General features: G+C 71.0%; 8 protein-coding genes. 4 read left to right on the top strand and 4 right to left on the bottom strand.

Features of this window, described 5'->3' with window-relative positions; all coding sequences use genetic code 11:
- Window positions 1-32 precede the first annotated feature (32 nt).
- Entirely contained in the window at window positions 33-521 is a 489-nt protein-coding gene (locus tag VKA86_06815; GenBank protein HKK70910.1) for a hypothetical protein, read from the bottom strand.
- 173 nt (window positions 522-694) lie between these two features.
- On the opposite strand from VKA86_06815, the gene VKA86_06810 reads away from it, so the two are divergent.
- From VKA86_06810 to VKA86_06800, 3 genes are all read left to right on the top strand, one after another.
- A complete protein-coding gene (locus VKA86_06810) occupies window positions 695-1,378 on the top strand; it encodes a response regulator transcription factor (GenBank protein HKK70909.1) in 684 nt (227 codons plus the stop codon).
- A gap of 1 nt (window position 1,379) precedes the next feature.
- The gene (locus VKA86_06805; protein HKK70908.1) at window positions 1,380-2,822 is read left to right on the top strand and encodes a HAMP domain-containing sensor histidine kinase; all 1,443 of its coding nucleotides are present in this window, start codon (window positions 1,380-1,382) and stop codon (window positions 2,820-2,822) included.
- A gap of 132 nt (window positions 2,823-2,954) precedes the next feature.
- A complete protein-coding gene (locus tag VKA86_06800; GenBank protein ID HKK70907.1) occupies window positions 2,955-4,097 on the top strand; it encodes a Spy/CpxP family protein refolding chaperone in 1,143 nt (380 codons plus the stop codon).
- Between the two features lie 97 nt (window positions 4,098-4,194).
- On the opposite strand, the gene VKA86_06795 is transcribed toward VKA86_06800, so the two are convergent.
- From VKA86_06795 to VKA86_06785, 3 genes are read right to left on the bottom strand one after another with little or no spacing between them, the layout of a single operon-like run.
- Window positions 4,195-5,850: a hypothetical protein gene (locus VKA86_06795; protein HKK70906.1), complete on the bottom strand. Its 1,656-nt coding sequence runs from the start codon at window positions 5,848-5,850 to the stop codon at window positions 4,195-4,197.
- On the bottom strand, window positions 5,847-8,867 hold the full coding sequence (locus VKA86_06790) for a sugar-transfer associated ATP-grasp domain-containing protein (GenBank protein ID HKK70905.1): 3,021 nt from the start codon (window positions 8,865-8,867) through the stop codon (window positions 5,847-5,849). The genes VKA86_06795 and VKA86_06790 overlap by 4 nt, the downstream gene beginning before the upstream one ends.
- A complete protein-coding gene (locus VKA86_06785; protein ID HKK70904.1) occupies window positions 8,864-10,468 on the bottom strand; it encodes a 7TM domain-containing protein in 1,605 nt (534 codons plus the stop codon). Before VKA86_06785 ends, VKA86_06790 begins: the two co-directional genes overlap by 4 nt.
- 181 nt (window positions 10,469-10,649) lie before the next feature.
- Here VKA86_06785 and VKA86_06780 point away from each other — a divergent pair.
- A partial coding sequence (locus VKA86_06780; GenBank protein HKK70903.1) for a cysteine desulfurase family protein occupies window positions 10,650-11,803 on the top strand: 1,154 nt, incomplete at its 3' end.

The raw sequence follows: 11,803 nt of genomic DNA, 5'->3' as shown, positions 1-11,803 counted from the left end.
TCTCTCTGCGGAGATCGAGCCCGAGTTTCGTCTCAGGGCAGATTCACGGCCAGCTCCCGGGTGCGTTTCCACCACCCGAGGTCGCTGACGAAGGTCGCGGTCTCGCCCCAGGGACCGAGAGCGATGACCTCCCCGCCCACGGAGTGTCCCTCCCAGACGATTGGGCGGTACACGACGGTCCCGGGAAGGGCCTGCGGATCGTCGGTGGGAACCCGGAGCTCGCCCGTCCACAGATCGCGCATGCGCTCGCCCCGCGGCAGCCAGGGCGTCAGTTCGTCGACGTCGGTGGGATAACGACCCTCGTGGGCGCGAGCATGGTCGCGAGCGGCGCTCAGGACGACCCAGGCCTGGGCCTCGATGGCCGTCTGGACCACGGGTCGGTCGTAGGGAGCGATCCGGAGGGGTGTCCGGTGGTCGGGGATCGATGCCACGGTTGCGTCGGCGGCGCCGACGGAGGCGGCTCCGAACAGCAGGGAACAGAGGACGGCGAGGGTGGCGGCGGTTCGCAGTGTGTGGTTCACGATGCACCTCCTCGTCCCGGTGGAGACGCCGAACTCCGGGCAGCTCAACGTTGTGTTCATGGTATCTTAACGAAATCCTTACAGCAAGCCCTGTGCCCGGCGACACACCGGGTGTTCGAAGATCGGAATGCAGGTATCCTGCCGGCGTCCGGAGCCGACGAGGGAGTGCTTCGATGGAACGACCGATCCTGGTGGTCGAGGACGACCGGTCGATCGCGGAGCTGGTGGTCCGCAATCTCGAAGCCGTGGGTCTGCCCTGCCGGAGCGTGCACGAGGGGGACCTGGCCCTGGCCGCGATCCGCGAGCACGATCCGCGTCTCGTGGTGCTCGACATCATGCTTCCCGGCCTCGACGGCCTCGAGATCACCCGTCGTCTGCGTGAACGCAGCGACCTGCCCGTCCTGTTGTTGACCGCTCGCAGTGGCGAGGCCGACAAGATCCTGGGCTTCGAACTCGGCGCCGACGACTACCTGACCAAGCCGTTCAGTCCGCGAGAGCTGGTGGCCCGCGTCCGGGCGCTGCTGCGTCGCACCCGGGTGTCGGCCGCGGGAGAGATCGTCGAACGCGGGCCCCTGCGCATCGACGCGGGGCGGCGACGCGCCGAACTGGACGGCGACCCGGTCGACCTGACCTCGCTCGAGTTCGAGCTCCTGCACTTCCTCGCCACCCGCCCCGGGCGCGTCTACGCGCGCGAAGCGCTCATGCGCGAGGTCTGGGGCGAGGACCGGGTCGTCGACGCCCGGAGCATCGACAGCCTGGTCAGCCGGCTCCGTCGCAAACTCGAGCCCGACCCGGCCCACCCGTGCTACGTGCAGACGGTGTGGGGGGCGGGCTACCGCTTTGCCGAGGACGCCTGAGGTGGCCGGTCTGCCACGTCGACGCAGTCTCTTCTGGACGCTCGGCGGCGCCTTCCTCGGCGTGCTCCTGCTGGCGACCGCGCTGCAAGCGCTCGTGGTGGTCGGGATCGTCGAGCCTGCGACGCGGCAGCTCCAGGAGAACCGGGCGGAGTTCCTGGTGGAACGGAGCGCGCCCGAGATCGAGGCAGCACTCGCCGAGGACGACCTGCGACGCGTCGCCCGTGCGATCCGTGCCGCGAACGATCCCAGCTCGCCCCAGCGGTTGGTCCTGCGCACGATCGCCGGCCGGTGGATCCTGGCCCAGTCCGGAGGCCGGGGCTGGCAACGGCGTCTCGAGCGTGCCTGGCGTGCGTACGAAGGAGCCGAAGCGCTGCCTGCGCCGCCCGCCGGACGGGGGCCGGGCCCGCCTCCGGACCGGGCCGCCGAGCTCGAGGTGACCGCCGCGCGCACCCTGTCGACCGGAGCGGTGCTCTGCGTCATGCAGCCGCGCCGCCCGCTGCGCATCGTCGAGTTCCTGCCGCGGCAGGCGTTGATCTTCCTGCCGGTCGCGTTGCTGATCGCGGCCGTGGCGGGTCTGTTCCTCTCGCATCGTCTGCAGCGACGTCTGCAGCGGCTCGAGACCCTTGCAGCCCGCGTCGAAGACGGGGATCTCACGGCGCGGATCCCCGCGCCCGGCGACGACGAGATCGGAAGACTCGGGCGCCGTCTGAACGCCATGACCGCATCGCTGGAAGCCGCCCGCGACGAGATCGATGCCGTCCAGGGCGAGCGTCGGCAGCTGCTGGCCGACATCTCCCACGATCTGGCGACGCCGCTGACCGCCATCCGCGGTTACGCCGAGACCCTCCTCGATCCCGGGGTCGACCTGTCCGTCGACGACCGGGAGCGCTACCTGCGCGACGTGCTGCACGCGTCCGAGCGCATGGATCGCCTGCTCGCCGATCTGCTCGAGCTGGGCCGTCTGGAGGCCGGGACCACCGAGCTCGTGCGGGTCGATCTCGATCTCGCTTCGTTGGCCCGGCACTCGGTCGAACGATTCCGTCCGATCTTCGAACGCGAGGGCCTACGGCTCGCATGGTCGGGTCCCGACGACCCGGTCGAGGTGCACGCCGACGGCCTGCGACTGGAGCAGGTCCTCGACAATCTCCTGGGCAACGCCCTCCGTCACGTCCCCCGCGGGGGACGTGTCGAGGTCGGAGTCGAGGGTGAGCAGGCGGCGGTCCTGACCGTGACCGACGACGGCCCCGGCTTCGGGCCCACGGACCTGCCACGCGTGTTCGATCGCTTCTATCGCGGCGACCGCTCGCGGAGCACGCCCGGAACGGGCCTCGGGCTGGCCATCGTCCGCGAGATCGTCGAGCGCCACGGGGGTGCGGTCCGGGCGATGAACGTCGAACCGCGGGGCGCACGCCTCGTCGTCGAGCTGCCGCGGGTCGGGCGTTGAGCGTGCCGTCGTCGACCTGCCGCACTTTGCCCGCCGGCTGCCACATCTCTGCCACAGATGGTTCCTAGTCTTCACGGCGTACCCGAGGACACGGACCGGGCCGAAGGCCCGTCCCCACCCAGGAGTGAGCCGATGAAGATGCAGACGACCGCCCGGACCGCGGGCTTGTTGACCTTCCTGATCCTCGCGCTCGCCTTCTCCACCGACGGTTGGGCCCAGTGTGGACGTGGGGGCGATCGCACGGCGCGGCCCCAACTGCCCACGGTCGACGAGATGGCCGCGGCGATCGACGCCGACGCCTCCCAGCGCGCCGCTCTGGCCGAGGCCCGCCTGGCGTGGTCGGAGAACCGCGCCGAGCGCCGCAGCCCACGCCGCGGTGGGCACCGCGGTCGGCGTGGCGAGCGTCCGACCCCGCCGGCCGTGCAGTTCCTCGTCGACGTGGCCCCGGCCGTCGACACCGGCGACATGATCGCCCTGGTCGACCTGCTGTCCGAGAACGGGCCGCGCGTCGGCCGGCGTGGTGACGGTCCCGGGCGCATGCGAGCACGCGGTCACGGTGGCCGGGGCCACGGGCCGGGCCACGGTCCCCGCGGGGGTGCCGATCGCATGCAGGGCCGCGGTCACGGTGCGCAGGACATGCTCGTGCACGAGCTCGACCTGACCGACGACCAGCGGGCGAAGATCGATGCCCTGTACGCCGCCACGCGCGGCTCGCTCCGTGCCCTCCGTGGTCGGGTCGGGCCGGACCAGGAGCCGACCACGGCTCTCGAGGCCGAGGCGAAGCGGATCCGCGAATCCCATCAGGAGCGTCTGGTCGCGATCCTCACGTCCGAACAGAACGACGAACTCGTGCGGTTGCGGGCCGAGCGTCGGGCCGAACGCGGAGCGGGGCACGCCGAACGCATCGAGGACATGCGTACCCAGCGACTCGCACACCTGACCGCGATCCTCGATCTGGACTCCGATCAGCGGGCCGCGGTGGAGAACGCTCTGGAAGCGGCCGAGCAGCGGGCCATGCAGGAGCGGGCCGAACGCATGGCCGTGGGCGGTCCGATGCCCAATCTCTTCGACTCCGGTGGCCGGCGCCGCGTCCTGCGTGGCGAGACCCGCGACACGATCACCGACGTGCTCGATCCGCAGCAGCGCGAACTCTTCGCCACGCTGCAGACCATGATGCTCGAGGCCGGCGGTCGTGGCGGGCACGGCGCGCACCGGGGAGACGCGACGCATCGCGGTCCCGGTGGTCATGGTCGGAGGACGCACCGCGGCCGCTGATCCGCCGCGACAGTGGATCGCCCCTTCCCGAGGAAGCGCGAGGCCGACGGAAGGGTGCGACGGGGGGCGGTCCGACGGGCCGTCCCCCTCGTCTCGATCAGATCTCGTACCGGAAGATCAACTGCCACAGGTTGCGCCGGTAGGCGAAGGTCGGCAGGTCGTTGCGCAGGTCCTCGGTTTCGTAGCGCACGATCGACGCCACCGATCGACTCCATTCCCATTCCAGTTCGAGTTCGCCCCGCCAGCTGTCCTTCTCGCGGAGGGGTGCTCCGACGTCGTTGCCGATCGTCGCGTTGTCGTAGGTCGTGACCGAACGGCGCAGCCGTCCCCCCACCGACCAACGGTCCGCGACCCATTCGGTGTCGACCTCGCCGATCCACGTCGTGCGGTCCCAGTAGGAGGCGCGGCGGTCGCGGGTGATCAATGCTCCCCCGCCGACCTCCACGTGCAGACCGCGCCGGGGGTCGAGCTCCAGCTCCAGACCGAGCGGAATCCGATGGTAGAGCGTGGTCGTCTCCGGCGTGAACGTGCCGATCCGGTCACGGGCGAACTTCTCGTCGTAGTTCCAGGCCTGGAAGCCGGCGTCGGCGACGACGCTCCAGTCGCCCCCCAGCGCTCGGGCGACGGCCAGTTCGCCGCCGTAGCGCCACTGGTCGAGCGCGTAGATGTCGGGTTCCTGCTCGAAGTCGTCGGTGTAGTCGCGTCGGAGGGCGAAGACTTCGGCTTCGAGCGTCCATCGACGGCCCGGACGGCTGCGCAGATCCGCGAGCAGGCGACCCTCGTTCCAGTCGAAGCGGTTGCCGAGAGCGACGCGGGCGTCGAGGATCACGTCGGACGAGGTCTCGAACTCCTCGTCGTCTCCCCGTCCGAAGAAGGTCTTGTCGCGATGACGGTAACGTTGTTCGAGGCGCAGGCGCGACGGACCGAGCAGGGGGAGTTCGCGGTCGTCCCAGGTCTGCCGCAGCGACACCCGATGTTGCGTCTCGTCGAGGATCTCGTCGGCGTAGCGGTGCGACTCGAGGTCGTAGTCGAACTCCAGTTCGAAGCTCGGGGTCTCGACGGGGGACCAGTCGAGTTCGAGACGCAGGGGCCACTGGAACTCCTCGGTCCGTCCCGTCTCGTCGCGCGGCGTCAGATAGGCGTTGTCGTCGTAGCCCACTGCGGCCAGTTCGAGCTCGGTCGACCAGCTCCGGTCGCCGGGTTCGACGGTGTCGGGTTCCCGGGCCACATCGGTGAGCACGCGGACGTCGCCACGGGCGAGGACGCGCGTCAGGACCGGTGCGCTGCGTTCCTCGCGGAGGAACACGCGGATCTCGCGTGCACCGGCGACGAGATCGGTCTCCCAGCGATCACGTGCGGCCAGACGCAGGGTGTCCGCTCGATCGCCGGTCAGGGTCGCGAGCGCCTCGAATCGGCTGCGGCGGACCAGCCGGCGGGTGGTCGCCGGATCGGTGACGACGCCCAGGCGGTAGCGCCGGACCGGCGCGTCGGTGCGGAACGACGGACGGGTCTCGACGCGCAGTCGTCCCTCGCCCCGGACCGCGAAGCGCAGCGTGTCGCCGGGTGCCATCCACGTCCAGAGGCGGGAGTCGAGGGGCTCGCCGCCGGCCTCGAGCCGGACGCGGTCGGGTGATCCCTCGGGACCGATCGGGATCCAGAGGTCACTGTCGACGGGTTCCCACGACGCGGCCCCCGCGCCGGGGGCGAGTGCGATCAGCGTGAGCAGAGCGAGGAGTCGGCGGGAGAGGATCATGGTGTGGTCTCCTCGAGCAGCGCTGCGAGCCTCTCGCGGCTCGCCTCGTGGTCGGGATCGATGGCAAGGACCGATCGGTAGGCCTCGATGGCCGCGGCGCGTCGATCGAGGCGTTGCAGGGCGAGCGCGCGATTGAAGCGCGCACTGCGGCTGTCGGGACGACGGGCGAGCACGCTGTCCCAACCCGCGACCGCCGGTTCGAGCTGGTCCTCGCGTTGCAGGGCCAGGGCCCGGTTGAAGTGCGCGCTCCGTCGCGTGTCCGGGCCCAGGGGAAGGGCCAGTGCGCGGTTCCAGACCCCGACGGCGTCGTCGTAGCGTCGACGCTCCATCAGGGAGTGGGCGAGGCCCACGTACCAGTCGCCGCGGTCGGGCACGAGGCGGGTCGCCTCGCGCCAACTCTCCGTGGCGGCGCGCCACCGTTCCGTGGCGCTCTGGACGCGGGCCAGCTCGACGCGCAGTTCGGCGTCGAGGGGATCGGCCTCGACCAGGTCCTCGAGGACCTCGCGCGCAGCGCGATCGTCGCCCTCGGCCCGCAGGACGCGGGCCTCGGCGCGCTGGACGTCGGGCCGCGATCGGCTGTTCCGCGGAATGCTCTCCAACAGGGAGCGCGCGATCGCGGGCTCGTCGCGCTGCAGTTCGATGTCGACGAGCGTGAGGATCACCGGCTCCGGCCGGGACACGAGATCGATCAGACGCATGCCGCTGGCGTGCGCGGTGTCGAAGTCGCCACGGGCCGCAGACGCTTCGAAACGTTCGCGCAGACGTGGGACGAACAGGGGCGAGGTCCGGTCGAGGGTGTCGGGTCCCGCCTCGGCGCCGCCGGCTCTCGAGGTCCACCACGACAACAGGGTCGCCGGCAGCGGAAGTCGGCGGCGAGGGTCGGTCCCGTACAGGCGCATCACGGTCCCGGATCGGTCCGAGACCTGCCCGGTGCGCCGCCATGCGCGCTCGACTTCGTCGCCGACGGACGGGCCGGTGTCGAGGACCAGGGATGCATCGCGCTCCAGGACGCGGCGTCGCGCGAGCTCGAGCAGGGGAGCCCGGTCGAAGTGCATGGTTTCGGTCCCACGGCCGGCGTCGACGGCTTCCGCCAGGCGGAGAGCTCCGCGGAGCCGGTCGAGGACCGGCGCGTCGGAGCTCTCGAGGCGGCGTCGGGCCGACTCCCAGCGTCCCGTCTCGAGGTCCAGGAGCGCGGCGACGGCGATCGCCCGGACCGAGTGGAGTTCGACGGTCGGTCCGTCGAACCACCGGAGGGCGGCCTCCAGGTCTCCCCGGAGCCAGAGCAGTTCACCCCACAGTACCGTCGCGCTCGAAAGCGGGTCGGCGGACGTTGCGATGGATTCGACCGCCTCCGAGAACGAATCGAGCGAAGCCGAAGAGAGCTCCGCGCCGGTCCGGGCCGTGTGCACGAGCCGCGCGACCACCCAGTCCTTCGTGGCGACGTCGCCTCCACCGAGGACCACGGCCTCGCGGAGCCGCTCGGCCGCCAGACCGGGCTGGCCCGACTGGAGCAGCGCGCGACCCAGCCTCCAGCGGTCGGCGATGGCATCGGGGTCGAAGCGGACCGCCTGCTCCAGCGAGGCGCGGGCAGCGAGGGTGTCGCCGCCGTCCATCTGGAGTTCGCCGAGCTCGCTCCACGCCCGGGCGTAGCCGGCGCGCAGTTCGGTGGCGCGGCGGAACGAGGACTCGGCAGCGTCCGTCCGTCCCAGATCCCGCAGGATCAGTCCGAGATTGTACGAGCCCCGGGCGTAGTCCGGGTGTGCGACCAGGGCCGACTCGAGCACCTCCCGGGCTCGCGGCAGGTCGTCGTTCGCGCGATGGATCAGGGCGATGTTGTTCATGGCGAAAGGCGCCAGCGACGGATCGCGGGCGGCTTCGCGGTACAGGGCGAGCGCCGTGGTCGTGTCGCCAGCGGCCGCCGCTTCCCGAGCTCGCGCGAAGCGCGCGTCGACACTCGAGATCGGCACGCCTTCGTCCGACCACTCGATCCCATCACTCTCGACGATGGACTCGGCATCCTCGGCGTCGGCGTTCTCGGTGCGGACGGTGCGCACCTCGGTGTCGGAGCGGTCCTGCCAGGATCCGAAGACCGCCGGGGTGACCAGCAGCAAGGCGAGCACGAGCCAGGCCGTGATCTGTGTGACGCGTTCGAGGCGACCCGGCGCGACGCGGCGACGCACCGGTTGGCCCTCTCGGTTGGCGACCTGGATGGCCAGCCCCGGGCGGGCGTTCATCTCGAGCACCATGGGGCCACGCGCAGCGTCGAGCACGATGTCCACGCCGAGGTACCGGATCTCACCGAAGGCCGAGGCCGCCGCGCGGGCGACCTCGAGGCAGCGATCCCACTCCGGAACGCCACGACCCACGAGCGCGACCCCGGTGTCCGGATGGGACTCGACCGGACGCCGCCCCTGCACCGCGTGGTGCACGCGACCCGTGTCGAGGTCGATGCCCAGCCCGAGCCCACCCCCGTGCAGGTTCGCACGACCGTCGCTGGCGTCGGTGGGCACGCGGAGCATGGCCTGGATCGGCTCGCCGTCCTCGACCACGATCCGCAGGTCGCTCAGACCGTCCGGATACAGTTCGCGCAGGAAGGAGTGGGGACTGATCCGTTCCTCGAGGACGACCGCGTCGGGGGCTTCGTCGAGACTGAAACTTCCCGACAGGACGTCGGCCACGTGCTCCTCGACCTGCTCCACGCTCAGACGCCGTCCGCCCGGCGTGCGCCAGGTCTCGCCGTCGCGCTCGAGCACGAGGATGCCGCGCCCTCCCGATCCTCGCGCGGGCTTCACGACGAGTTTGTGTCGATCGCGCAGGACCTCGTGCAGTGTGCTTCCGTCGCCGGCGTCCTCGATCACGCCGAGCGTACGCGGGACGGTCACGTGGGCGGCTTCGAGACGGCGCTTGCCGCGCAGCTTGTCGTCGAGATCGCGGAAGCGGCCCGGACGGGGATCGTCGAACACGAAGTCCAGGTTGCGGCGATTGATGCCCAGCACGGGTCGGCGTTCGTCGCTCATGCCGGCCCCGTCCGCACGCTGCCGAAGCGGTGCAGCTCCAGCAGACGCAGTCCGCGATAGCGACCCACGACCATGATCTCGGCCAGCACGACGAGCAGGATCTCGGGGAAGGTCACCGTGAGCACCTCGAACACGGGCTGCATGAGCACCAGGGCCGAGAGAGCGGCCAGGATCATGGTCTGCGCCAGGAGCGACGAGGCCTCACCGAGCCCGCGGTCCTGGGCCTCCACGGTGAAGCGCTCGACGGCCATGGCCATCGCGGCGATCGGCAGCACGAGCACGCCGCGGCCCGATTCGATCCCGAAGCGCTCGATCGAGACGGTGAAGAGCAGGAACACCAGGATGAGGAAGGTGATCAGGAACGCCGATCGGGGGACTTGCAGGAGGCCGAAGCGCGCTACCGCCCACCGCACCGCCACGCCGAGCACCACGGCGAGCGACAGCAACAGCCCGGCGAGCGCCCATCCGACCTGCGTGACGCAGAAGCCCAGCAGCACCGGAAGGAAGACACCGATGCTCTGCAGCCCCACCACCTGCCGCAGGAACACCGTCATCAGCAACGCGAAGGGCGCGAGCAGGATCAGCGAGAACTGGTCACGACGCAGCAGGGGCAACGCGTCGTGTCCGATGGTCGGGCCGGCGGTCGTCGTCCAGCTCCGCGGCACCTGGTCGAGCGGCGCGCGGAAGCCGTAGTCGAAGGCCAGGCCGCGTGTGTGGACGATCAACGGGAGTTCGCCGGTGTACAGGCGCAGGTAGTCGGCCGGCTGCTCGGCCCGATGCGCATTCAACGGATCGAAGGGGACCCAGCGATCGCCGAGCAGTGCCTCGACCCACACGTGGCTCGTGCGCTTGCGTGCGGCGTCGCCCAGGATCAGTCCGCCCACCAGCCGGGCCTGGATCCCCAGTCGACGGAGCTGGGCCACCATCAGGCGCGACTTGCCCCCGCAGCTCGCCTCACCCAGGCGGAGGGCGGTGAGCGCATCGGTCCGTCCGCTGAAATCGGCTGCACGCAGATCGTGCAGGGCCCGCTGGTGGATCCGGTCGATCGCCTCGATCGGACCGGTCCCGGCGTCGGCCAGGCGCGCGCGGAAGCCCTCGGGCGACACGGGCACGTCCCTGCCGTCGACCACCTCGGGGAAGAGGCGATGGAGGTCCTGGTCGATCTCGACGTGACCGACGGGTACCAGGGCGTTCGAGTCGGGCCGGTCGGCCACGTCGACGTCGGCCCAGGTCAGGTCGGCCGGGACTTCGTAGAGCACGGGATGCCGCGCGATCCGCACGCGGTACTCGACGCGCGCCGGCAGGTCGTCGCGACGTCCACGGACGACCATGCGACGTCCTTCGGGTGCCTCGCGGATCTCGAGTTCGAGGTCGCCCGCGCGGATCTCCTCTCCGCGCAACGACGAGTGGATGCCGTCTCCGGGGACGAACACGGTCAGGTCGAAATCGGCGGCCGATCCGCGGACGTCGAAGGCCAGGTCGAAGGCGTACTCGCGCTCGCGGCCCAGGCCGTCGAGATCGACCTGGCCGCTCGCGAAGCGGTACCCGGCGAGGGCGAGGGCCAGCAGCAGGAGCACCCAGAAGGATCGAATGACGGTCACGGGTGACGCGTCCCGGGCAGGGGGTGGACGGATCGGCGGGCCCATCCGAATCTGTGGGTCGAGCGACCCCAAGGGCCTCGACCCGATCAGCAAGCTCCGATCCGGACGGAGGGATCGGCCGGCACGCACCCAGGTGCAGAGTTCCGTCGTCACTGATACACCCCGGCGGGGAGTTCCCGACATGCCGTCCCACCGGACCGTCTATCTCGACAACAACGCCACCACGCGCCTCGACGAGGACGTCCTCGACACCATGCTCCCCTTCCTCCGCGAGCAGTGGGGGAACGCCGGGAGCGGTCACCACGTGGGGCGTCCGGTGGCGCGTGCGGTGAACGCCGCGCGGCGCAGTGTCGCGGATCGCTACGGGGTCCGGCCGGGCGACGTGGTCTTCTGCGCCGGTGCCACCGAGGCCGACAACCTGGCCCTGCGCGGCAGTCTGGCCGCCCGTCCCGACCGCAGGCACCTGGTCACCACCGCGGTCGAGCACCCTGCCGTGCTCGACTGCGCCCGGATGCTCGAATCCGAGGGACTCTGCGAGCTCTCGATCGTGGGTGTCGACGGCCAGGGTCGGCTCGACGTCGATGCCCTCGAGGCGGCACTCCGGCCGGGCGAGACCGCGCTGGTCTCGGTCATGGGCGCGAACAACGAGACGGGTGTGGTCCTTCCCCTGGCCGAGGTCGCCGCCCGCGCTCGTGCGGCCGGGGCCTGGCTGCACGTCGACGCGGTGCAGTTGGTGGGAAAGTCGACCGTGGACCCCATCGAGGCCGGTGCCGACCTGATCGCGCTCTCGGCCCACAAGTTCCACGGGCCGAAGGGCCTGGGCGCGCTGATCCTGCGCCGTGGCATCGATCCTTCCCCGATCGTCCATGGCGGCGGGCAGGAGAAGGGGCGGCGCCCCGGGACCCTGAACGCTCCGGGCATCGTGGGGTTCGCCCGCGCCCTCGAACGCGTCGACGAGGAGGATCCCACGGCGATCCCCCGCATGCGGGCGCTGCGCGAGCGATTGGAATCCGGTCTGTCCGCCGCCGTGGCCGACCTCGAGATCACCGGGGCCGGGGTCGATCGCGTGGCGAACACCACGCACGTCACCGTTCCGGGAGTGGAGGCCGAGGCCCTGCTCGTCCAGCTCGATCGCGAAGGGATCGCCTGTTCGGCGGGGTCGGCCTGCAGCACCGGGGCTCTCGAGCCCAGTCCGGTGCTCGTGGCCATGGGGATCGCGCCGGATCGTCTGCACGGTGCCCTGCGTCTGTCGACGTCCCGCGAGACCACCGAGGCCGACGTCGACCGGTTGCTCGAGGTGTTGCCCCCGGTCGTCGCACGCCTGCGTGCGCTCAC

It is taken from the genome of Candidatus Krumholzibacteriia bacterium, assembly GCA_035268685.1.
In the GTDB taxonomy this organism is placed as follows: Bacteria; Krumholzibacteriota; Krumholzibacteriia; order JAJRXK01; family JAJRXK01; genus JAJRXK01.
The sequence above is the reverse complement of the archived record's forward strand: the minus strand, read 5'-3'. Positions and strand labels throughout refer to the sequence as shown.

What these genes read in the sequence shown, in the direction of transcription:
- VKA86_06810 (HKK70909.1), top strand. Translation starts at nt 695, where the DNA reads ATGGAACGACCGATCCTGGTGGTCGAGGACGACCGGTCGATCGCGGAG.
- VKA86_06800 (HKK70907.1), top strand. Translation starts at nt 2,955, where the DNA reads ATGAAGATGCAGACGACCGCCCGGACCGCGGGCTTGTTGACCTTCCTG.
- VKA86_06795 (HKK70906.1), bottom strand. Translation starts at nt 5,850, where the DNA reads ATGATCCTCTCCCGCCGACTCCTCGCTCTGCTCACGCTGATCGCACTC.
- VKA86_06790 (HKK70905.1), bottom strand. Translation starts at nt 8,867, where the DNA reads ATGAGCGACGAACGCCGACCCGTGCTGGGCATCAATCGCCGCAACCTG.